Consider the following 21277-nt stretch of genomic DNA (forward strand, 5'->3'; position numbering starts at 1 on the left):
GTCACCTGGGTCGCGTCAGGCTCCTGGCTTGGGGCCTGACGGCGGTGGGCCTGGTGCCCTATCTATGTGCGGCGCGCCGCCCGGGGATTGAGGCAGGCGCAACGGAGACGGAAATGGCCGGAGTGGATGTCCTCGCGAGTGCGATGTCGGGCGCGAATGCGGCCTACCTCGCCGACCTCTATGCCCGATGGACGGAAAAGCCGGACAGCGTCGATGCCTCCTTCGCCGAGCTGTTCGGCGCGCTGAACGACGAGGCGCGGTCGGTCCTGACCGACGCCACCGGCGCCAGCTGGGCGCCCCGCCTCCGCGGCGCCTTTGGCCCGGACCCGGAAGCCCTGCCGGCACCGAAGAAGGGCGAGAAGCCTGCCGCCGCTGCCGCACCCGCCGCCAATACGGTGGACAAGGCCGCGGCACAGCGGGCGGTGCTGGATTCGATCCGCGCCCTGATGCTGATCCGCAGCTACCGCGTCCGCGGCCACCTGGAAGCGCAGCTCGACCCGCTCGGCCTGCAGCAGCTCAAGCCGCACCCCGAATTGTCGCCAGCGACCTACGGTTTCACCGATGCCGACATGGACCGGCCGATCTTCCTCGATTTCGTGCTCGGCCGCGAATACGCGACGCTGCGCGAAATCCTGGCGATCTGCCGCGCCAGCTACTGCGGCTCGATCGGCGTCGAGTTCATGCACATCCAGGACCCGGAGCAGAAGTCCTGGATCCAGCGCCGGATCGAGGGCGCGCCCTGGGTCAAGGCCTTCGACGGCCAAGCCAAGCGCCAGATCCTGCAGCAGTTGACCGAAGCCGAGGGCTTCGAGGCGTTCTGCGCCCGCAAATACGCCACCACCAAGCGCTTCGGCCTGGAGGGCGGCGAGTCCACCATCCCCGCGATCCAGTCGGTCATCGAGGTCGGCGCCGCCGGCGGCGTGAACGAGGTCTCGATCGGCATGGCCCATCGCGGCCGGCTGAACGTGCTGGTGAACGTGGTGAAGAAGCCGTTCTCAGCGGTGTTCAGCGAATTCAAGGGCAACGCCGCGACGCCGGAGGATGTGCAGGGCTCGGGCGACGTGAAGTACCACCTCGGCACCTCAACCGACATCGAGGTGGCCGGGCGCATGGTGCACCTGTCCTTGCAGCCGAACCCGTCGCACCTGGAAGCGGTGGACCCGGTGGTGGTCGGCAAGGTGCGCGCGCGGCAGGACATGGCGGGCGATACCAAGGGCCGCCGTTCCGTGCTCGGCATCCTGCTGCATGGCGATGCCGCCTTCGCCGGCCAGGGCCTCGTGTATGAGACGCTGGCGATGAGCCAGCTCATCGGCTACCGCACCGGCGGCACCATCCACATCGTCACCAACAACCAGATCGGCTTCACCACCGTCCCGGCACATGCCTATTCCGGCCTGTACTGCACGGACGTGGCGAAAAGCATCCAGGTGCCGATCCTGCATGTGAACGGCGACGATGCGGAAGCGGTGGTGTTCTGCGCCCGCATGGCGGCCGAGTTCCGCATGCAGTTCGGCGCCGACTTCGTGCTCGACATCGTCTGCTACCGCCGCCACGGCCACAACGAGACGGACGAGCCGGCCTTCACGCAGCCGATCATGTACGGCCGCATCAAGGAGATGAAGACCACCCGCACCCTGTACGCGGAGAAGCTCGCCCGCGAAGGCAGCGTCCCGGCGGAGGAATCGAAGGCGGCGCTGGACGCCTTCAACGCGAAGCTGGAGGAAGCCTTCCAGGCCGCGTCCTCCTTCAAGCCGAACAAGGCGGATTGGCTCGAAGGTCACTGGTCCGGCCTCAAGGCCGTGACGGTCGGCGAGGATGTCGAGCGGCTGCACGACACCGCCGTGGGCCTGGACGAACTGCGCGAGGTCGGCGCAGCACTCGGCCGCGTGCCGTCCGATTTCGGCGCGAATCCGAAAATCGTCCGCCAGCTCGAGGCCAAGAAGACCTCCATCGACACCGGCGAGGGTATCGACTGGGCGACCGGCGAGGCACTCGGCTTCGGCACGCTGCTGCTGGAGGGCCATCGCGTGCGCCTGTCCGGCGAGGATGTGCAGCGCGGCACCTTCAGCCAGCGCCACGCCCACCTGGTGGATCAGAAGACGCAGGCCGAATACGTGCCGCTGAACAACATCCGCGCCGGCCAGCCGAAGTTCGAGGCGTTCAACAGCCTGCTGTCCGAGATGGGCGTGCTCGGCTTCGAATACGGCTACACCCTGGCCGACCCGCGCACCCTTGTGCTGTGGGAGGCGCAGTTCGGCGACTTCGCGAACGGCGCGCAGGTCATCATCGACCAGTTCATCGCCAGCGCCGAGACCAAGTGGCTGCGCATGTCCGGCCTGGTGATGCTGCTGCCGCATGGCTACGAGGGACAGGGGCCGGAGCATAGCTCCGCGCGCCTGGAGCGCTGGCTGCAGTTGTGCGCGGAGCGCAACATGCGCGTCGGCAACCTGACCACGCCGGCCAACTACTTCCATGCGCTGCGCCGCCAGTTGAAGGCGAACTACCGCAAGCCGCTGGTGCTGATGACGCCGAAGTCGCTGCTGCGCCACAAGCTGGCGGTCTCCCCGTTGGCCGATTTCGGGCCCGGCAGCGCCTTCCAGTACATCATCCCCGAGATCGACGCGCTGGTGCCGGAAGACCAGGTCAAGCGCGTCGTGCTCTGCACCGGCAAGGTCTACTACGACCTGCTGGCGGAGCGGCGGGAGAAGGGCGTGAAGGACGTGGCGATCATCCGCGTCGAGCAGCTGTATCCCTTCGCCAAGAAGACGCTGGCGAAGATGCTGACGCCGTATCGCAACGCGGATGTGGTCTGGTGCCAGGAGGAGCCTGAGAACATGGGCGCCTGGACCTATATCGACCGCAAGATCGAAGGCGTCCTGAAGGATGTCGAGATGAAGTCGAAGCGCCCCGCCTATGTCGGCCGCGCCGAGGCGGCGAGCCCGGCCACGGGTCTCGCCAAGGTTCACCAGCAGCAGCAGGAAGCCCTGGTGCGCGAAGCGCTCGGATTGTCGTGATGCTTGCCCTCAGACGCCGGGCGCCGGCATGCGCCGGCTTGGCTTCGCGGCATTGGCCGCGGCGCTCGGTCGGGCGCTCGGCCCGCGAGGCGGTCCGCGGGGGAGTTGGTTCGATGCAGAAGGCCTTCGACAAGTGATAAGGCAGGACAGATGACCGAGATCGTGGTGCCCCCGCTGGGGGAAAGTGTCTCCAGCGCAACCATCGCCCGCTGGCTGAAGAAGGCCGGGGAGCAGGTGGCGGTCGATGAGCCGCTGGTGGAGCTGGAAACCGACAAGGTCACGGTCGAGGTCAATGCCTCCGTCGCCGGCGTGATCGAGAGCATCGCCGCCGAGGAAGGCGCCGAGGTCGGCCCCGGCGCCGTGCTGGGCGTGATCGCGGAGGGCGGCACCGCCAGCGCGAAGCCGGCTGCCGGCACGCCGAGCAAGCCCACGCCGGCGCCTGCCGCCCCGGCCGAGCCGAAGACGGAAGCCGCGCAATCCGCGCCCGGCCCGGTGTCGCGCCCGGCGGAAGGTGCCTCGCACGGCCCTGCCGCGAACAAGGCGATGGCCGATGCCGGCGTCACCGCCGACCAGGTGGGCAGTGGCACCGGCAAGGACGGCCGCGTCACCAAGGGCGACGTGCTCGCCTTCCTCGCCAAGCCCGCCGCCGCACCCGCGCCGGCCGCGGCGCCGAAGGCCGCCCGCGCCCTGGATTCGGGCGAGGAGCGGGTGAAGATGACCCGCCTGCGCCAGACCATCGCGCGCCGGCTGAAGGAGGCGCAGAACACCGCCGCCATGCTGACCACCTTCAACGAGGTGGACATGGGCGCGGCGATGGCGCTGCGCACCGAATACAAGGACGCCTTCGAGAAGAAGCACGGCGTGAAGCTCGGCTTCATGTCCTTCTTCGTGAAGGCCTGCGTCGCGGCGCTGAAGGAATTCCCGGCGGTGAACGCCGAGATCGACGGCGACGAGATCATCTACAAGCACGCCGTCCACATGGGCATCGCCGTCGGTGGCCCCTCCGGCCTGGTGGTGCCCGTGGTGCGCAATGCCGACCAGATGAGCTTCGCCGAGATCGAGAAGACGATCGGCGGGCTTGGCCGCAAGGCGCGTGACGGCGGGCTGAAGCTGGAAGACCTCACCGGCGGCAGCTTCACCATCACCAATGGCGGCATCTACGGCTCGCTGATGTCGACGCCGATCCTGAACCCGCCGCAGTCGGGCATCCTGGGCATGCACAAGATCCAGGAACGGCCGATGGCGGTCGGTGGCAAGGTCGAGATCCGGCCGATGATGTACACCGCGCTGAGCTACGACCACCGCATCGTCGACGGCAAGGAAGCCGTGTCCTTCCTGGTGCGCGTCAAGGAAAGCATCGAGGATCCGCGCCGCCTGATGCTCGACCTCTGATCGCGGCGGGCGGGGACCGGCGGTGCTGATCCTCGCCTTCGGCTTCCTGGCGCTGTGCGCCGCGCTGGAATACCGGGCGCGGGGGGAGGCGCCGCTGCGGCCGGACCCGCGCACGGATCGCATCTGGCGCGTGCTCGGCACCATCTGCGGCCTGCTCGCGGCCTTCGGTCCGATGGTGATGATGGCGCGGGTGGACGTGGCGCAGGGCGCCGGCGCCTACCTGCTCGGCGCCGCCTTCGCCTTCGCCGGCGGCTTCACCCCGGAACGCTGGTGGGGCATGACCTCCACCGCCGCGGGAGTCTTCGGCCTCGGGCTGCTCGCCGGGGCGCTGATCGCGGCGTAGAGCGTGATTGCCGAAGGCTGGAACGGCCGCAGGCGTGAATCACGCGGATGCAGCGCCTATTCGATGGCGCGGAAGCCGGTGGCCCGCACCACCTCCGCCCAGCGCAGCGTTTCCTCCCGCATCAAGGTCGCGAAGGCCTCCCGCCCCCGCCCGGCGGGCCGGAACCCGGCTTCCGACATCCGGTCGCGCAGGCGCGGCGCGGCCAGGGCGCGCAGCACGCCCTCCTCCAGCGCCGCCAGCACCGGCGCAGGCGTCGTGGCCGGCGCCACCAGCCCGAACCAGGCGAAGAAGGACAGCCCCGGGCGGCGCAACTCGGCGAAGCTCGGCACCTCGGGCAGCAGCGGCGAGCGGTCCGGGCCGGTGACCGCCAGCGCCCGCAGCCGCCCGGCGCGGACATGCGGCGCCACCAGCGCGATGCTGCCGAACATGCCCTGCACGTCGCCGCCGAGGATCGCCGTCATCGCATCGCCGGTGGCGCGGAAATGCACCGCCTCGTGCCGGAAGCCGGCCTCCGCCGCCAGCATGGCGCCGCCGAAATGGCCGGGCGTGCCGGCGCCGAAGGTGCCGAGGAAGGTGGTGGGGCGTGCCCTGGCCCAGGCGAGGTAGGCCCCGAGGTCGGCGGTCGGCAGGCTGGCCGGCACCACGAGCGCGAAATCCACCGCCGCGACCTCCGCCATCGCGGCGAAGTCCCGCGCCGGGTCGTAGGGCAGGCGGGCGAAGGTGCTGGGCGCCATGGCCAGTTGCCCGACCTCGCCGAACAGCAGCGTGGTGCCGTCGGGCGCCGCCCGCGCCACTTCCTGCGCCGCGATCGCGCCCGCGGCGCCGGGCTTGTTGTCGACCACGACGCCGGCCGGCCAGGCCTCCTGCAACCCCTCCGCCAGAAGCCGGCCGACCACGTCCGGCCCGCTTCCGGGCGGGAAGCCGAGCACCAGCCGCACCGGCCGGTCCGGCACCGCGGCGCGCGCGGCGAAGGGAAGCAGGGCGGCGCCCGCCAGCAGGGCGCGGCGCGGCAGGCCAGTGCTTGATTTCATCGACAAGACTCCCTGATTGTTATGCAGCATAATGCACAGCCAGGGTGTCGGATGAAATCACAATTCGTGGCGGAGGTTCGTGCCGAGGTCGGCCCGCCCCTCCTGTTCGGGCCCGGTCCGCTCGGCGAGCGCCGCATCGTCCCGATCCTCGGCGGCCGCATCGAGGGGCCGCGCCTGTCCGGCGAGATCCTGCCCGGCGGTGCCGATTTCCAGCTGATCCGGCCCGATGGCGTGGCCGAGATCGAGGCGCGCTACACGCTGCGCCTGCTGGATGGCGCCCTGGTCCAGGTCACCAATCGCGGCCTGCGCCACGCGGCGCCGGAGGACATGGCCAGGCTGCTGCGCGGCGAGGCGGTGCCGCCGGAGCGTGTGTACTTCCGCACCGCGCCGGTCTTCGAGACTTCCGCGCCGGCCCACGCCTGGCTGACGCGCAGCCTGTTCATCGGCCAGGGCACCCGGCTGCCGGATGCGGTGCTGATCCGCATCCTGGCGGTGTAGCCCGCGCGCCGCTCAGGTGAACCAGAACAGCCCTTCGAAGGCATGGCCCACGGGCAGGTCGGCGCGCGACCTGCCTGTCCAGGTCACGGAGGTCTCGATCAGGCCGTTGCCGTCGAGGTCGGCATGCATCGTCACGCCCTGGTATCCCACGGCCCCGGCCTGGTCGACCCAGGTCGCGACGCTGGTGCCCGGACGCCAGCCCCAGACGGAGAGTTGTTCCCCATCCTCCCAATCCGTGATGGTGGACCAGGTGATGGTGCCGCCGCGGCCATCGAGGAAGAAGACGTCGCCATCGGCGCCGCCGGTGATGAAGTTGGACCCGGTGCCGCCATCCACCACATCCGCACCCTGCCCGGCATTCACCGCATCGTCGCCGGCCAGCGCGTTGATGAAGTCGGCGAACACCGTTCCCTGCACCGCCTCGCCCGCGCCGCTGCCCAGGAAGCTCAGCACCAGGTGTTCCACCGGGCCGGAGTAGGTCACGGCGATCGGGGTGCTGGACTGGTTGCTGCCCAGGTCCGTGCGCGCGAAGCTTGGCGTGAAGCCCGGTGCGCCCCCGACCAGGCTGGACAGCGCCGTGATGTCGCCGCTGCCGAAGCGGACGTTCTCCACCCCCTTCAGGGCATCGGCGCCAACGTCATCGACAAGCAGGGTCCACGCCCCCGCCGCATAGGCGGTGACCGCGCCGACTGCCGGGTCCAGCAGCGCAAGGTCCGTGCCCTCGCCACCGATCAGCACGTTGCTGCCGGCGCCGCCCTCCAGCGTGTCGTTGCCCGCATCGCCCAGCAGGACGTCCCCGCCTCCCATCCCGCGCAGCAGGTCTGCGCCATCCCCGCCGCGCAGGATGTCGGCGTGGCGGTTGCCGGTGATGGTGTCGTCGGAGCCGAGGACGTTGATGGCGAGCGACTGGTTCGGGGTGTCCGAAAAGAAGGACAGGTCCAGTCCCGTGACCCGCAGAAGGATCTCCGTGGAAGGATTGTTCAGGACACTGTTCACGTCCTCGACGAAGATCCGGATCGCCCTGGCCACGCCGAACGCGCCGAAGGGCAGGTCACCACTGAGGAAGACGCTGCCGGCCGGCTCCACATCCAGCGAATAGCCGACATTGTTGCCGCCGAGCACCTTGTTCTGGGACAAGGCGCGACCTTCCAGCAGCCAGCCGGTCAGGCTCGGATCGGTCATGTCCAGGCCTCGGCCCATGCGGTCGAAGGCAACCACGGTCGTCATGCACGCCATCCCTGCGAGAAGTGAACAAAGACCTAACCTGCGTGCATTTTGAATCAATACCGAAATGTCTAGGATCTTGTTAAGCCGGCGCAAACGACCCGCGCCGCGATCATGAGGCCGCCCTGTCCCGCAGCGGCAGCATCACTGCCGTCAGCCACTCCGCCGGTGGCAGGCTGCGGCAATCGTTCAGGTAGTCCTCCCGCGGCGGCTGGTCGGCCGGCTCCTCGCCGCTCGCCGGCAGCCAGTCCCGGTACAGCCAGGTGTAGGCCCGCTCCAGCTCGGCATAGGGGCCCTTGAAGACCAGGACGGCGACCCGGCTGGCGGGCAGGTCCAGGATGCGCACGCCGTCGCTGGACTCCATCCCCTCAGGCACCCCCGCCGGCACCGTCAGGCAGGCGTCCGAGAGCAACTCCCGCGCTGGCACCGTCGCGGGGTCGTTGTGGTACAGGCCGAGGAACCGCGTCTCCGGCCCGACCAGGCGCCGGGCGGCAGCCCAGGCCATCAGGCGGTCGAAGACCGTGCCCATCTCGGCATAGGGGCCGCGATGCGCCAGCGCGGCCAGGCGCAGCGGGGGTTCGTGCCGGATCTCGATGTCGAACATGCCGGGCTCCTGCGGCGTGGATGTGGGGGCGGGCAGGGGGGCGCCGATGCCGCCCGAATCGCGGTAGGCGGCGGGCGGGGTGCCGTAGGCGGCGCGGAAGGCGCGGGTGAAGGCGGCGGCCGAGCCATAGCCGCAGCGCTTCGCCACCAGCGCCACCGGCAGCGCGTCCCGCACCAGCAGCCCCGCGGCGCGCGAGAGTCTTTCGCGCGCCAGGGTCTCGGCCGGGGTCTCGCCGGTGATCTCGCGATAGATGCGGTGGAAATGATACGGGCTGAAGGCGGCGGCGGCGGCGAGTTCCTCCAGCCCCGGGTTGCGGGCCGGATCGGCCGCGATCAGCGCGATGGCACGCGCGATGCGGCGGCCATAGTCATGTTGGGTCAGTAGCCTGTTGGCCATGCGGGGGTTCTCCGATGCCCCGATCCTGCCAGGGGCGCGCTTGATCGCGCTTGCGGATTTGTGGCGGTTTCAGCGTCCCGCTGCCCGGGCTATGGTCCGCCCCGTCATTCGCAGGATCACTCCCTCATGTCCGAGAGCTTCGACCTCATCGTCATCGGCGCCGGCCCCGGCGGCTATGTCTGCGCCATCCGCGCGGCGCAGCTCGGCATGAAGGTGGCGTGTGTCGAAAAGCGCGCGACGCTCGGCGGCACCTGCCTGAATGTCGGCTGCATCCCTTCCAAGGCGCTGCTGCATTCCTCCGAGCATTACGAGGAAACCAAGCACAAGCTGGCCGACCATGGCGTGATCGTGGAAGGCGTGAAGATCGACCTGGCCCGCATGCTGGCGCGGAAGGGGGAGGTCGTCTCCGCCAACGTCAAGGGCGTCGAGTTCCTGTTCAAGAAGAACAAGGTCACCTGGCTGAAGGGCGAGGCGACCATCCCCGCCCCCGGCAAGGTGACGGTCGCCGGCACCACCTACGAGACGAAGAACATCGTCATCGCCACCGGCAGCGAGAGCATCCCGCTGCCGGGGGTCGAGGTGGATGAGAAGCAGGTGGTGACCTCCACCGGCGGGCTGGAGCTGGAGCGCGTGCCGGGCCACCTGGTGGTGATCGGCGGCGGCTATATCGGCCTGGAACTCGGCAGCGTCTGGCGGCGGCTCGGCGCCGAGGTGACGGTGGTGGAGTTCCTCGACCGGCTGGTGCCGACCATGGACCAGGAAGTCGGCAAGCTGTTCGAGCGCGTGCTCGGCAAGCAGGGCATCAAGACGAAGCTGAAGACCAAGGTCACCGGCGCCACCAAGGCGGCGGATGGCGTGACGCTGACGCTGGAGCCCGCCGCCGGCGGCGCGGCGGAAACGCTGAAGGCCGATGTGGTGCTGGTCGCCATCGGCCGCCGCGCCTTCACCGGCGGGCTTGGCCTGGCCGAGATCGGCGTCGCGATGGATGAGCGCGGCCGGGTCGTGACCGATGGCCACTACGCCACAAACATCCCCGGCGTGTACGCCCTGGGCGATGTCATCACCGGCCCGATGCTGGCCCACAAGGCGGAGGAGGAGGGCGTGGCCCTGGCCGAGATCCTGGCCGGGCAGCATGGCCATGTGAACTACAACGCGATTCCCGGCGTGGTCTACACCTGGCCCGAGGTCGCCAGCATCGGCGAGACCGAGGAACAGCTGAAGGCCCGCGGCGCCAGCTACAATGTCGGCAAATTCCCCTTCACGGCGAACGGTCGCGCCCGCGCGATGGGCGACACCGATGGTTTCGTGAAGATCCTGGCGGACAAGGCGACGGACCGGGTTCTCGGCGCGCACATCATCGGCCCGGATGCCGGCACGCTGATCGCCGAGATCGCCATCGCCATGGAGTTCGGCGCGAGTTCGGAGGATGTGGCGCGCACCTGCCACGCACACCCCTCCCTGAACGAGTCGGTCAAGGAAGCCGCGCTGGCCGTCACCGGAAGAGCCTTGCATATCTGAGTGCCCTCAAGCGGCGGGCGCGCGCTCCGCGCGCTTGCCTGCGCGCCGTGGACTGTCGTGCATGGTGACGCGGGCGGTCTGGGCGCGGGCCGCGTTCGCGGCCTCGGCGCGCTGAAGGGCGCGCGCCGCCAGCACCATCGGCCGCTGGATACAAGGACGCGCGCCTGATCAAATACCTTGGATCGAAGCGCGGGCTGTTGCCGCAGATCCTGCGGGCGGTGGGGGCCGCGGCCGGGGAGGGCGCGGTGGTGGCGGACCTGTTTTCCGGTTCCGCCCGCGTCGCCCATGCACTGAAGGCCGCCGGCTGGCGCGTCATCGCGAATGACGAGCTGTGCTTCGCCGAGACCCTCGCCCGCGGCCTGGTGCAGGCCGATGCCGGGCGCTGGGCCACGCGGGCCACGAAACTCCTCTCGGACCTGTCCCACCTGCCGCCCGCCGCCGGCTGGTTCACCGCCACCTACGCCGTGGAGGCGCGGTTCCTGCACCCCGCCAACGCGGCCCGGATCGAGGCGATCCGGGAGGCGATCCGGCGCCTGGAGCCGGAGCCGGAACTGGAGGCGATCCTGCTGACCGCCCTGGTCCAGGCCGCGGACCGGGTGGACAGCAGCGCCGGCCACCAGATGGCCTTCCTGCGCGACCTGGCGCCACGGGCGATGAAGGCGCTCGAGCTTCGCCTGCCGGAATTGCTGCCCCGCCCCGATTCCGGCCCCTGCCTCGCCGTCTCCGAGGACGCCGTGGCGCTGGCGGCGGCAATCGAGTGCGATGTCGCCTACCTCGACCCGCCCTACGACCAGCACGCCTACCTCTCGAACTACCACCTGTGGGAGACGCTGGTGCGCTGGGACCGGCCGGAGGTCTATGGCCGCGCCCGCAAGTGCGTCGATTGCCGCACCCGCCGCAGCGCCTTCAACAGCCGCACCGCCATCGCCCCCGCCTTCGCCCGCCTGGTCGCGGCCCTCCGCGCACCGACCCTGGTGGTCTCCTTCGGCGCGGAGGGCTTCCTGGCGCGGGCGGAGCTGGAGCGGATGCTGGCCGGCCGCGGCTACCTGCATGTGCTGGAGGTGGTGCATCGCCGCTACGCCGGCACGCGCCTCGGCATCCACAATGGCCGCGGCGAGAAGGTCGGCACGCCCGGCCCGGCCGGCACGCTGGAACGCCTGTATGTCACCAGCGACCGCCGCCTGGACCTGCCACGGAACCAGGGCTACGGCGCCGTCCTGCTGCCGGGAAGCTGATCCGGCTGCTGTTGCCTTGCGCGGGCCGCCCCACCATCTGCGGCGCCATGATGGAACACAAACCCTCCCTCCCCCGCAAATGCGCGGGGTGGTCCCTGATTGCGCTGGCGCCGGTCGGCGGGCTGCTGCCGGTGCTGCCCGGCGTGGTGTTCCTGGCGCTCGGCCTGTTCATCATGCGCCACCAGTACATGTGGGCGCATCGCAGCCTCGCCTGGACCGAATCGCGCTGGCCCGACACCGTGGCGAAGGTGGAGGTGATGGAGACCCGGCTGATCCTGCGCACCCGGGCGACGTGGCAGCGCACCAAGGCGCTCGGCCGCCGCCTGCTGCGCCAAGGTTGAAAAAGATTGTCACCAATCCGGGTGTGACGGGCAACCCGGAGCCGCCCCGCGACGTTTCCCTGCCGAACCCGAGCCAAGGATACATCGCAATGAACCGTCGCCTCCTGATCCTGTCCAGTGCCCTGCTGCTGCCGGCGCTGCCCGTCCTGGCGCAGCAGCAGCGCCCGACCGGCGTGCTGGACTTCCTGAGCGGCACCGGCGTCGGCGCCAACGCCTTCGTCGAGCGCGCGACCATCGGCGACAATTTCGAGATCCAGTCGAGCCAGATCCTGCTGGAGAAAAGCACCCACCCGCAGATCCGCGAATTCGCGCAGGACATGATCACGGCGCATACCGCCATGTCCGCCGAAATGCGCTCCATGCCCGAGGCGACCACGCGCCAGCCCGCCAGCGGCGACGACCGCATGCAGGCGAAACTGGCCAGCCTGCGCGGCTACGAGGGCGACGACCTCAACCGCTGGTACGTGCAGATGCAGGTCGAGGCGCATCGCGAGGCGGTGACGATCTTCGAATCCTACGCGGAAAACGGCGAGGTCGGCGCGCTCAAGGCCTTTGCCCAGAAGCACCTGCCGGCGATCCGCATGCACCTGCAGCGCGCCGAGGCCCTGCAGGCCCCGCGCCCTGGCTGAGCGGAAGCCCCTTCACCTGCGGGTGAGGGGGCCTCAACCCGGCGATGGCACCCCCGCCACCAGGTGGATCATCCCGCCCGGCGCCGCGATCCAGAACCCCTCGAATCCGTCCGGCAGCCGCTCGATCGGGTCGCGCCGCTGCACCCCGTGATAGGCCAGCCATTCGGCCGCCGCCGGCAGGTCCTCCGCCTGGACCTGCAACCAGGTCTCGCCCTGGCTCAGCGCCTCCACCCGGTCCACCCACAGCCGCATCGCGCCGAAGCGGAAGACGGTGGTGTGGGCTTCCTCGGCCAGCACCTCCAGCCCGATCACGTCGCGGTAGAACACCACCAGGCGCTCCTGCTCGCCGGGCGGCATCTTCATCGCGATGTTGGGGCCAGGCTGGAAGGCGGGGCGTTGCGGCATGAGGGACTCCTTCGGGAAGCCCCCACCATGCCAAGGGAGGCGGCTCAGCGGTTCAGCCAGGCCTTCAAACGTCCGGGAGCCTGCACCATCGCCGCCTCCTCGCCGCAGTAGCTGAAGCGCAGGAAGCGGTGGCCGCGGTCGCGGTCGAAATCCACGCCGGGGGTGGCCGCGATGCCGGCGCCCTCCAGCATCCGGGCGGCGAAGTCCAGGCTGTCGTTGCTGAGATGCCCGATGTCGCACCACAGGTAGAAGGCGCCGTCCGCCTGGGCGATGCGGTCGAACCCCGCCGCCGGCAGTCCCTCCAGCAGCGCGGCACGGGCGCGGCGGTAGCCGTCCTTGTTCGCCTCCAGCTCCGGCGCGCAGTCGAAGGCGGCTTCGGCGGCGACCTGGGCGATGTGCGGGGCGCTGATGAACAGGTTCTGCGCCAGGCGTTCCACCGGCCGGCACAGATCCTCCGGCAGCAGCAGCCAGCCGATGCGCCAGCCGGTCATGCAGAAATACTTGGAGAAGCTGTTCACCACGATGGCGCTGTCGCTGAACGCGGCCGCCGTGCTTTCCGCCACGCTGCCCCAGGACAGGCCGTGATAGATCTCGTCCGAGACCAGCCGCACCCCGCGGGCCTGGCACCAGGCGGCGATGCCGGCCAGCTCCTCCGGCGCCAGCATGGTGCCGGCCGGGTTGCAGGGGCTGGCGACGATCAGCCCGTCCGGAAGCGGGTCGAGCCTTTCGAGCATCGCGACCGTCGGCTGGAACCGCGTCGTGGCATCGCAGGGCAGCAGTTGCGGCACCATGCCGAGCGCGGTCAGGATGTTGGCGTAGGGCGGGTAGAACGGCGCCGCCATCGCCACCCGGTCGCCCGCGTCGAAGGCCGCCAGGAAGGCCAGCGGAAAGGCACCGGACGCGCCCACCGTCACCGCGATTCGGGCGGCCGGCACCGTGACGCCGTAGGTTTCGGAGTAATGCCGGGCGATGCGGGCGCGCAGGGAGGCGAGGCCGAAGGCCTCCGTGTAGCCCATCGGGTCACCGGCACTCAGCGCACGGATCGCGGCCTCCGCCGCGCCGCGCGGGGCGCCGTTGCCGGGCTGGCCGACCTCCATCCGCAGCACGCTGCCCGGCGGCAGGATGGCGGCGCGCGCATTGGCCGCCGCGATCACATCCATCACCAGGAAGGGCGGTGCCTCCGCCCCCCGGCCGGTCTTGAGCGGCATCAGCGGTCCGTGGCGCCCGCGGCGAGGCCGGCGCCGCGCGGGTCCGTCACCGCCTGGCAGCTGCCGGCATCGCCGGGCAGGTAGCGTGGGCAGGACAGCAGTTGCGTCCGGCCGGGTTCCGCCGCCGCGCCCACCGCGCTGGTGGCATCCGCGCCGCCGAGCACGCGCGCCAGCGGCAGTGCCACGGCCATCGGGGCCGCCTGCTGGCCGCTGCCGGCGGCGGCGGCGCGGAAGGCGCGCAGGTTCGGGCTGTGCACCAGGCCGGCCGAGAGCAGCGCCGGCTGCACCTGGCCGATTCCCGGCGCGGCGCCGAGCAGGATGCCGGTGCCCGGCGCCACGCGCCCGGTGCCGAACAGGTTGTTCATGGTGAAGGCGCAGGTCACCGCCATGCCGTCCCGGTCCAGCACCACCAGCCCGGTGGAGGCCGGCAGCACCGCGCCGCCGGCCGGCGGCAGGTCCGCGGCGGCCAGCACCATCGCCGGGTCGCCGCCGCGCTGCCGCCAGGCGGCCGCCACCGAAGCGCCACGGCTGGCCGCGACATCCGCGGCAGCACCACCCTGCAACGCGGCGAAGGCCCCCGCCGCGGCGAGGCCGCCATCGGCCGGCGGTGGCAGGAAGGACACCAGGTCGTTTCCGGCGCGGCCCTGCACCGGCGGCAGCACGCGCGGCACCGCTTCCCGCAACTCCGGCACGGTAAGGCCGCCACCGGCCGCAACCGAGCTTTCCTCCAGCCGCCGCGCGAGGCCACCCTGGTGCAGGTCGCCGACGCCGGCAGTGCGCAGCGTGGCGAGGGTGGTGCCAAGGTCCGGCTGGGTGATGCGCGCGCCGGCCTGCAACGGCTGCCCGCCCGGCCCGGCGAAGACCGCCGCCGCCGCCGGGTCGGCGAACAGCGGCGTGGCGACGGCGGCGATGTCGGCGGCCAGCGCGCGGCTGACTTCCGTGCCGAAGCGGGCGGCCTGCTCGGCCGGGGAGACCAGTTCCTCGAACGGACGGCGGCCGGCGCGGGCGTGCAGGGCGAACAACCCGCGCGCCAGCATCGGCACGGCGGCGGGGCGGTCGGCACCCGGCGGCACCGCGGTGCGCGGTCCGGGCGGGAAGACGATGGCCTCCACCTCGTTGCGGTTCGGCGCATACAGCAGGCAGGCGCCACCGCCGCCGAGCCCGGCGCGGGAGGGCAGGGTGACGGAGAGCATCAGCCCGGCCGCCACCGCCGCATCGGCGGCCGACCCGCCGGCCGACAGTACGTCGCGCGCGGCGAGCGCCGCGCGCGGCTCCTCCGCCGCCACGCCGCCGAGGAAGCCGCGGACGAAGCCTTCCTGGCCCAACTGCGGCGTCCCGCCGCCACCGCCACTCTCCGTGGTGCCGCAGGCGGCCAGTGCCAGGGCCGGCAGCAGCGCCAGGGCGAGCAGGCGGCGACCACGCCGTTCGGGGTGGGCCGGGCCGGCCGATCGCGCTAGGCTTGCCACCATGTCGCGTTCCCTGGCTTCCAAGCTGGTCGTCATCCTGGTCGTCCTCGCCTTCTTCGCCGCGCTGGCCGCCCCTGGATCGGCCGCGGCGCAATCGGCGTCGCAGCGCGTCGTCACCATCCGGGATGCGGAGACCGAGAACCTGGTCCGCCGCCTGTCGCATCCGCTGTTCCGCACGGCGGGCGTCGATCCCGGGCTGGTTCGGACCACGCTGATCCAGAACCGGGCCATAAACGCCTTCGTCAGCACCGGCAACCGGCTGTTCATCCACACCGGGCTGATCCAGCAGGCCGGCTCGGTGCGCGAGCTGATCGGCGTGCTGGCGCATGAGACCGGCCACATCGCCGGCGGCCACCTGGCGCGGATGCCGGAGGAGATGCGCATGGCCATGCTGCGCGCCATCGGCGGCATGCTGCTCGGCGGCGTCGCCGCCGCGGCGTCCGGCGATTCCGGGGCGCTGGCGGCCGGCATGCTGGGCGGCCAGGCCTCCGCCATGGGCGAGTTCTACGCCTTCACCCGCGCGCAGGAACAATCCGCCGACCAGGCGGCGGTGACCTACCTGGACCGGCTCGGCTGGTCCTCCCGCGGCCTCGAATCGCTGCTGATCAAGCTGCTGGACCAGGAACTGCTCGCCGTCGGGCGGCAGGACCCGTATTTCCGCACCCACCCTCTGTCCCGCGACCGCCTGGAATTCGCCCGCCAGCACATCAGCCAGTCCCGCCACGCCGATGCGCCGACGCCGCCGGGCTTCGAGGACAGCTTCGCCATGGTGCGCGCCAAGCTGGACGGCTTCATCGACGCGCCCGCCAGCACCTGGCGCCGCTACCCGCCCTCGGACCTGTCGACCCCCGCCCGCTACGCCCGCGCCATCGCCCAGTTCCGCTCCGGCCGCATCGCCGAGGCCGTGGCGATGGTGGATGCGCTGATCGCGGAGGCGCCGCGCAGCCCCTGGCTGCACGAATTGAAGGGTCAGATCCTGTTCGAGGGCCAGCGCCCGGCGGAGGCGCTGGCGCCCTATGCCCAGGCCAGCGCACTCGCCCCGGACGAGGCGATGATCCGCCTGAGCCACGCCCGCGTGCTGATCGAACTCGGCCAGCCCGCGATGCTGCGCCAGGCGCTCGGCGAGCTGGAGGCCACCATGCGGACCGAGCGCGACAGCCCCTTCGTCTGGCGCCAGGTGGCGATCGCCCAGGGCCGCCTCGGCAACATGCCGCAGGCCGATCTGGCCCTGGCAGAGGAGGCGCTGCTGCTCGGCGATGCCCGCAGCGCCCGCACCCTGGCCACCCGCGCCGAGGCCGCGCTGCCCGCCGGCCCGCAACGGCTGCGGGCGCAGGATCTGCGCAACGCCGCCGCGCCCGAAAACCTGCCGCAGGGTCGCGGCCGATGAGGATTGCCGTGAGACATACCCTGCGAATACTGGCGCTGGTCCTGGCCTGCGCGCTTCCGGTGGCGGCCCTGGCGCAGGGCTTCACCGAGTCCCAGCGTGCCGAAATCGTGGACATCCTGCGCCGCGCCCTGCGGGAGGACCCCTCCATCCTGCGCGACGCCATCGGCGGGCTGGAAGCGGCGGAACAGGCAGCCCGCGTCGCGGCGCAGCGGGACGCCCTGACGGCGCAGGCGGCCGCCCTGTTCCAGGACCCGGCCGACCCGGTGAAGGGCAACCCGCGCGGCGACGTGACGATGGTGGAGTTCTTCGACGCCCGCTGCGGCTACTGCAAGCAGCTGCACCCGACGATGGAGGCGCTGATCCGCCGCGACCCCAACCTGCGCGTGGTGATGAAGGACCTGCCGATCCTCGGCCCGACCAGCGTGCTCGCCTCCCGCGCCCTGCTCGCCGCGCATCGCCAGGGCCGCTACGGGCCGCTGTACGACGCGCTGATGGGGCTGCGGGTGGAACCGACCGAGGCTGTCATCCGCCAGCAGGCCGAGCGCGCCGGCCTCGACTGGCCGCGGCTGCGGCGGGACATGGACGACCCGGCGGTGCAGGCCCGCATCGAGACCAACCTGCGCCTCGCCCAGACCCTCGGCATCGAGGGCACGCCGGCCCTGGTGGTGGGCACGACGCTGGTGCCGGGCGCGGTCGATTTGCCGGCGCTGGAGCGGCTGGTGGCGGAGGCGCGCGCCGCGCGGTAGCCGCCCCGGAAGGACCCCGAGTTGCCCCCGTTGGGCCGCCGTATAGACTGGCGGCCAAGGGAGATTTGGGGGATGGCGGGGGAATCCGACGTGGTCGGGATGCTGGCGCGGCTGGTGGCGTTCGACACCACCAGCGCGCGCAGCAACCTCGACCTGGTGCGATGGGTCGAAGCCGAGCTGGCCGCGCAGGGCGTGGCGAGCCGGCTGGTGTTCGATGAGTCGCGTCAGAAGGCGGCGCTGCATGCCGTGATCGGCCCGGCGGTGGCCGGCGGCGTCGCGCTGTCGGCGCATTCGGATTGCGTGCCGGTGGCGGGCCAGGCCTGGGCGGCCGATCCCTTCGCGCTGCGCCAGGCGCATGGCCGGCTGACCGGGCGCGGCACCGTGGACATGAAGGGCTTCTGGGCCTGCGTCCTGGCCGCCGTGCCCGGCCTGCTGGCCAAGCCACTCCGCCGCCCGGTGCATCTGTGCCTGTCCTTCGACGAGGAAACCACCTTCGCCGGCGCCCCCCTGCTGGTGGACAGCCTGGCGCAATCCGGCCCGCCTCCGGCCTTCTGCGTGGTGGGGGAGCCCAGTTCCATGGCGCCGGTGGTGGCGCACAAGGGCTATGCCTCCTGGGAGGTCGAGGTGACCGGCCTGACCGGCCATTCCTCCCAGACCCACCGCACCGCCAATGCGCTGGAGGCGGCGGCGGAGGCAGTGGCCTTCCTGAAGCAGGCCGCGCGTCGCTTCGCCGCGGAGGGCCGCCGCGCGGCGGGCTTCGAGCCGCCCTGGACCACGGTCCACACCGGCACCTTCCGCGCCGGCAGCATCCTGAACATCGTTCCCGACTTTTCCGAGTTTGTCTTCGAAATCCGCAGCGTGCCCGGCGACCGGGCGGAGGCTGTGGTCGCCTCACTCCGCACCTATGCCGAGGACGTGCTTTTGCCCGAACTGCGCAGCACCGCTCCGGACGCCGAGTTCCGCATCCGCACGCGCTGCCACGCCCCGCCGCTCGACCTGCCCGAGGCGTCGCCGCTGTTCGACCTGGCGCGGGATTGCGGCGCGGTGGGGCAGGCGGCGCGGGTGCCCTTCGCGACCGAGGCCGGCGTGTTCCAGGAGGCCGGCATCGCCAGCATCGTGTGCGGCCCCGGCGATGTCGCGCAGGCGCACCAGCCGGAGGAATGGATCGCGGAGGCGCAGCTGGCCGCCTGCATGGGCTTCCTCGACCGCCTCGGCGACCGGCAGGCCGCCGGATGAGGCCGGACGGCCTGCCGCCGCTCGATGTCCGCCTGCCGCGGCCGGAACTCGGCCCCTGGCGGGCCGGCAATACTGGCATCCCCGGCGTCTGGCGCTTCACCGCCGCGGAGCCCGGGCCGCACCTGCTGGTCACCGGCGTGGTGCACGGCAACGAGATTGCGGGCGCGCTGCTGCTGACACGCTGGCTGCGCGACGGCGTGCGGCCGCGCCGCGGGCGGCTGACGCTGGCCTTCGCCAATCTTGCAGCGCTGGATCGCTTCGACACGGCGGACCCCACCGCCAGCCGCTTCGTGGACGAGGACATGAACCGGCTCTGGGCGCCCACCATGCTCGGCGGGCTGCGGCGATCGGTGGAACTCGACCGGGCGCGGGCGCTGCTGCCGCTGGTCTGCCAGGCCGATGTGCTGCTCGACCTGCATTCGATGCTGTGGCCGTCGGACCCGCTGTTCCTCGCCGGACCGGGGCCGGCGGCCCGCGCGCTCGGCCGGGCGCTGGGCACGCCGGGGCTGGTGGTGGCGGATGAGGGCCACGCCGCCGGGATGCGGATGATCGACCACGCCCGCTTCCGCGAGGGCGCGTGCGCCCTGCTGCTGGAGGCCGGGCCGCATTGGCAGCCGGAGACGCTGGCGCAGATGGAAGCCACCGCCGCCCGCCTGCTGCGCCACCTCGGCATGGCCGCGGAAGGCGCGGCGCTGCCGCCGGATGCGGCGCGGCCGGATGGGCGGGTGGCGCGGGTGACGCGCACCGTGACGGCGGCGACCACCGGCTTCACCTTCCTGCGCGACTTCCGCGGCGGCGAGGTGGTGGCGCGGCGCAACACGCTGATCGCCCTGGATGGCGAGGCGGAGGTGCGGACCCCGCATGACGACTGCCTGCTGGTGATGCCGAGCCCGCAGGCGATGCGCGGCCATACGGCGGTACGACTGGCGCGCTTCGAAGCCTAGCCGCGGCGCCGCGCCTCCAACCCAGGCTTCCAACCGTCATCAACTCGGCGCCAGCAGCATCCTTGGCTGCAGGATGACGGGTGCATGCCGATGCATGGCAACATAGGGTTCGGACAGTAGAGCGTAGTCACCGATACGCCATTCTTCTTGCGGATCTAATTCAGGATCATAGCTGGAAAGATCCGATCCGGTCACGACGCCAGTCGTGACTGAGAGGAGTTTCCGAATGTCCTTCGAATTGTTTCGCACTGCGTCGAACACTGCCCTGCCAGGCACGCTTCTGAAGGAAGAACGGGAGACCATCCTGCGCTTCGGGACGCAGCTGCTCGATGCCGGGGAGGCTGCCAGGCGCGCTTCCCTGATCGCGGCGACGCTGCCGATGCCCGCCAGCCCGCTCACGGTCCCCCGCCCTGCGCCGCGCGATCCCGCGGCCGCCGAGGCGGCGCTGGTGGAGGAGGACGAGCCGTTCCTGGTGGAGGAGCCGGAAGCCGGCACGGCCAGCGCCAAGGGCGGGCGCCGCAAATCCACCGCCTCCACCAATCCGCGCCGCAACGTCATCGAGGGTGCGCTGGCCGGCGCGGCTCTGCCGGAAAGCCCGCGGACGATCATCGCCGCCGGCACGCTCGACGATGGCGGATTCCGCGCCGTCAGCTTCAGCGCTGGCGCGACCCTGGCGGCCACCAGCCTGGCCGGTGCCATGCTGTCCGTCGCCGTGGCGCAGACGCCGCAGGAGGCGGCGCGGCTGGAGATGGCCGGCAGCTTCCTCGCCACCTGGAAGGCGACGCAGGATTTCCTGGCCGAGGGAGTCCAGGGGCGCGTGATGCACGGCAGCGCGCTGATGCCGCTGGAGGAGATCGCGCTCGCCGCGCCGCCGCGGGGCGCCCCCGCGACCCTGACGGTTTCGGGCGCCGAGGTCATGCCGGGGGCGGGCGCACTGACCGCCGCGGCGCCGGCGGTGCGGCTGGAGGAGACATTCGAATTCAGCCCCAGGCGGCCCGCCGCGGGCGAGGCGTTGCAGGTCGATACGCTGGCGCGCGACCGGGACCCGATCTCGGGACGCAGTGCCGAGCCCGCTCCGGCCACGCCCGAGCCACAGGGCGCCGCACCCGTGACCGGGACCCCGACGCAGGGTGTGATGGCGCCCGCGGTTCCCCTGGCCCCGCCGGTTTCGATCGGCACGGTGGAACCGGCTGCGCCGACCGTCGTGGCGCCGGCGGCCGAGGCGCGGTCCAGCCTCGCCGCCGCAGGCGACCTGCCTGGGAACGGGGCGGCCCGAACGTCCGAGTCGGTCTTCAGCCTTCCGATCCCGGACGCGATGCCGGCCGTGGTCGTCGTCGCGCGACCCCGGCCCGAGCCGCCGCCGCCGAATCTGCCGCCCGCCGCGGCCGCGACGCCGGAGAGCCCTCCCGTCCCGCCTGAACCTGCCGCGACGGAAACCAGGCCGGCCGCGGCGGTGCCTGTCGTGGCGGAGGTGCGGGAGAAAGTCGCGGAGAAGCTCGAGCCGCCAGCGACAAGGCCCGATGCCGTGGACTCGACGCGGGAGCCCGCTGTCGAGGTGCCAGAGGGCCTACCCCGCCCTGACGTGGCGCCCGAACCCGTGTCGGCGGAGGTCCTGCCGCTGCCCGCCATCGTGCCGGCCGTACTGGATGAGGTCCTGCCG

At 71.7% G+C, this 21277-nt stretch carries 18 protein-coding genes and 1 pseudogene; 13 read left to right on the plus strand and 6 right to left on the minus strand.

The window, feature by feature from the left end; translation table 11 throughout:
- The first annotated feature begins 113 nt into the window (after positions 1 to 113).
- The 3 genes from ACFHPP_RS25860 (at position 114) to ACFHPP_RS25870 (ending at position 4749) form a co-directional block, all read left to right on the plus strand.
- Entirely contained in the window at positions 114 to 3014 is a 2901-nt protein-coding gene (locus tag ACFHPP_RS25860; RefSeq protein WP_437166126.1) for a 2-oxoglutarate dehydrogenase E1 component, read from the plus strand.
- A gap of 150 nt (positions 3015 to 3164) precedes the next feature.
- Positions 3165 to 4406, plus strand: coding sequence for a 2-oxoglutarate dehydrogenase complex dihydrolipoyllysine-residue succinyltransferase (gene odhB / locus ACFHPP_RS25865; RefSeq protein ID WP_437166127.1), 1242 nt, complete (start codon positions 3165 to 3167; stop codon positions 4404 to 4406).
- A 22-nt stretch (positions 4407 to 4428) separates the two neighbouring features.
- Complete coding sequence (locus ACFHPP_RS25870) at positions 4429 to 4749, plus strand: hypothetical protein (protein WP_437166128.1); 321 nt, start codon at positions 4429 to 4431, stop codon at positions 4747 to 4749.
- Between the two features lie 56 nt (positions 4750 to 4805).
- Here the strand turns inward: ACFHPP_RS25870 and ACFHPP_RS25875 are convergent, their stop codons facing one another.
- Positions 4806 to 5780 (minus strand): Bug family tripartite tricarboxylate transporter substrate binding protein, encoded by a 975-nt coding sequence (locus ACFHPP_RS25875; protein ID WP_437166129.1) that lies wholly within the window; start codon positions 5778 to 5780, stop codon positions 4806 to 4808.
- A gap of 51 nt (positions 5781 to 5831) precedes the next feature.
- Between ACFHPP_RS25875 and ACFHPP_RS25880 the strand changes: the two genes are divergently transcribed.
- Positions 5832 to 6278 carry a DUF3237 domain-containing protein gene (locus tag ACFHPP_RS25880; protein WP_437166130.1) on the plus strand — a complete coding sequence of 149 codons (447 nt, stop codon included), beginning with the start codon at positions 5832 to 5834 and terminating at the stop codon, positions 6276 to 6278.
- A 12-nt stretch (positions 6279 to 6290) separates the two neighbouring features.
- Here ACFHPP_RS25880 and ACFHPP_RS25885 read toward each other — a convergent pair whose 3' ends face one another.
- Positions 6291 to 7505, minus strand: a complete 1215-nt coding sequence (locus tag ACFHPP_RS25885; RefSeq protein WP_437166131.1) for a calcium-binding protein — start codon at positions 7503 to 7505, stop codon at positions 6291 to 6293.
- A gap of 109 nt (positions 7506 to 7614) precedes the next feature.
- Complete coding sequence (locus tag ACFHPP_RS25890) at positions 7615 to 8502, minus strand: AraC family transcriptional regulator (protein WP_437166132.1); 888 nt, start codon at positions 8500 to 8502, stop codon at positions 7615 to 7617.
- Positions 8503 to 8628: 126 nt separating this feature from the next.
- On the opposite strand from ACFHPP_RS25890, the gene lpdA reads away from it, so the two are divergent.
- The 4 genes from lpdA (at position 8629) to ACFHPP_RS25910 (ending at position 12225) form a co-directional block, all read left to right on the plus strand.
- Positions 8629 to 10020 (plus strand): dihydrolipoyl dehydrogenase, encoded by a 1392-nt coding sequence (gene lpdA, locus ACFHPP_RS25895; RefSeq protein ID WP_437166133.1) that lies wholly within the window; start codon positions 8629 to 8631, stop codon positions 10018 to 10020.
- Between the two features lie 167 nt (positions 10021 to 10187).
- Positions 10188 to 11255: a DNA adenine methylase gene (locus ACFHPP_RS25900; RefSeq protein WP_437166144.1), complete on the plus strand. Its 1068-nt coding sequence runs from the start codon at positions 10188 to 10190 to the stop codon at positions 11253 to 11255.
- A 47-nt stretch (positions 11256 to 11302) separates the two neighbouring features.
- A complete protein-coding gene (locus ACFHPP_RS25905) occupies positions 11303 to 11596 on the plus strand; it encodes a hypothetical protein (protein ID WP_437166134.1) in 294 nt (97 codons plus the stop codon).
- An 89-nt stretch (positions 11597 to 11685) separates the two neighbouring features.
- Positions 11686 to 12225, plus strand: a complete 540-nt coding sequence (locus ACFHPP_RS25910) for a DUF4142 domain-containing protein (protein ID WP_437166135.1) — start codon at positions 11686 to 11688, stop codon at positions 12223 to 12225.
- A 33-nt stretch (positions 12226 to 12258) separates the two neighbouring features.
- Here the strand turns inward: ACFHPP_RS25910 and ACFHPP_RS25915 are convergent, their stop codons facing one another.
- From ACFHPP_RS25915 to ACFHPP_RS25925, 3 genes are read right to left on the minus strand one after another with little or no spacing between them, the layout of a single operon-like run.
- Entirely contained in the window at positions 12259 to 12630 is a 372-nt protein-coding gene (locus ACFHPP_RS25915) for a hypothetical protein (RefSeq protein ID WP_437166136.1), read from the minus strand.
- Between the two features lie 44 nt (positions 12631 to 12674).
- Positions 12675 to 13838, minus strand: a complete 1164-nt coding sequence (locus ACFHPP_RS25920; RefSeq protein WP_437166137.1) for a pyridoxal phosphate-dependent aminotransferase — start codon at positions 13836 to 13838, stop codon at positions 12675 to 12677.
- Positions 13838 to 15340, minus strand: a complete 1503-nt coding sequence (locus tag ACFHPP_RS25925) for a gamma-glutamyltransferase (protein WP_437166138.1) — start codon at positions 15338 to 15340, stop codon at positions 13838 to 13840. The genes ACFHPP_RS25920 and ACFHPP_RS25925 overlap by 1 nt, the downstream gene beginning before the upstream one ends.
- Between ACFHPP_RS25925 and ACFHPP_RS25930 the strand changes: the two genes are divergently transcribed.
- The 5 genes and pseudogenes from ACFHPP_RS25930 to ACFHPP_RS25950 all read left to right on the plus strand — a co-directional run.
- Positions 15306 to 16691 carry a M48 family metalloprotease gene (locus ACFHPP_RS25930; protein ID WP_437166139.1) on the plus strand — a complete coding sequence of 462 codons (1386 nt, stop codon included), beginning with the start codon at positions 15306 to 15308 and terminating at the stop codon, positions 16689 to 16691. The genes ACFHPP_RS25925 and ACFHPP_RS25930 overlap by 35 nt on opposite strands.
- An 8-nt stretch (positions 16692 to 16699) precedes the next feature.
- A complete protein-coding gene (locus ACFHPP_RS25935) occupies positions 16700 to 17437 on the plus strand; it encodes a DsbA family protein (RefSeq protein WP_437166140.1) in 738 nt (245 codons plus the stop codon).
- Positions 17438 to 17509: 72 nt separating this feature from the next.
- Complete coding sequence (gene argE, locus ACFHPP_RS25940) at positions 17510 to 18673, plus strand: acetylornithine deacetylase (RefSeq protein ID WP_437166141.1); 1164 nt, start codon at positions 17510 to 17512, stop codon at positions 18671 to 18673.
- Positions 18670 to 19617: a peptidase M14 gene (locus tag ACFHPP_RS25945; RefSeq protein ID WP_437166142.1), complete on the plus strand. Its 948-nt coding sequence runs from the start codon at positions 18670 to 18672 to the stop codon at positions 19615 to 19617. The genes argE and ACFHPP_RS25945 overlap by 4 nt, the downstream gene beginning before the upstream one ends.
- Positions 19618 to 19843: 226 nt before the next feature.
- A pseudogene (locus ACFHPP_RS25950) lies at positions 19844 to 21277 on the plus strand (hypothetical protein); the annotation flags it as partial.

The sequence above is a fragment of the Falsiroseomonas sp. E2-1-a20 genome (genome assembly GCF_051433195.1).
Taxonomy (GTDB): domain Bacteria; phylum Pseudomonadota; class Alphaproteobacteria; order Acetobacterales; family Acetobacteraceae; genus Falsiroseomonas.

Bases quoted from the DNA above. Each gene is read 5' to 3' on its own strand.
- ACFHPP_RS25860 (WP_437166126.1), top strand. From the start codon at position 114: ATGGCCGGAGTGGATGTCCTCGCGAGTGCGATGTCGGGCGCGAATGCG.
- odhB (WP_437166127.1), top strand. From the start codon at position 3,165: ATGACCGAGATCGTGGTGCCCCCGCTGGGGGAAAGTGTCTCCAGCGCA.
- ACFHPP_RS25875 (WP_437166129.1), bottom strand. From the start codon at position 5,780: ATGAAATCAAGCACTGGCCTGCCGCGCCGCGCCCTGCTGGCGGGCGCC.
- ACFHPP_RS25880 (WP_437166130.1), top strand. From the start codon at position 5,832: ATGAAATCACAATTCGTGGCGGAGGTTCGTGCCGAGGTCGGCCCGCCC.
- ACFHPP_RS25885 (WP_437166131.1), bottom strand. From the start codon at position 7,505: ATGACGACCGTGGTTGCCTTCGACCGCATGGGCCGAGGCCTGGACATG.
- ACFHPP_RS25890 (WP_437166132.1), bottom strand. From the start codon at position 8,502: ATGGCCAACAGGCTACTGACCCAACATGACTATGGCCGCCGCATCGCG.
- lpdA (WP_437166133.1), top strand. From the start codon at position 8,629: ATGTCCGAGAGCTTCGACCTCATCGTCATCGGCGCCGGCCCCGGCGGC.
- ACFHPP_RS25905 (WP_437166134.1), top strand. From the start codon at position 11,303: ATGATGGAACACAAACCCTCCCTCCCCCGCAAATGCGCGGGGTGGTCC.
- ACFHPP_RS25910 (WP_437166135.1), top strand. From the start codon at position 11,686: ATGAACCGTCGCCTCCTGATCCTGTCCAGTGCCCTGCTGCTGCCGGCG.
- ACFHPP_RS25915 (WP_437166136.1), bottom strand. From the start codon at position 12,630: ATGCCGCAACGCCCCGCCTTCCAGCCTGGCCCCAACATCGCGATGAAG.
- ACFHPP_RS25920 (WP_437166137.1), bottom strand. From the start codon at position 13,838: ATGCCGCTCAAGACCGGCCGGGGGGCGGAGGCACCGCCCTTCCTGGTG.
- ACFHPP_RS25930 (WP_437166139.1), top strand. From the start codon at position 15,306: ATGTCGCGTTCCCTGGCTTCCAAGCTGGTCGTCATCCTGGTCGTCCTC.
- ACFHPP_RS25925 (WP_437166138.1), bottom strand. From the start codon at position 15,340: ATGACGACCAGCTTGGAAGCCAGGGAACGCGACATGGTGGCAAGCCTA.
- argE (WP_437166141.1), top strand. From the start codon at position 17,510: ATGGCGGGGGAATCCGACGTGGTCGGGATGCTGGCGCGGCTGGTGGCG.
- ACFHPP_RS25945 (WP_437166142.1), top strand. From the start codon at position 18,670: ATGAGGCCGGACGGCCTGCCGCCGCTCGATGTCCGCCTGCCGCGGCCG.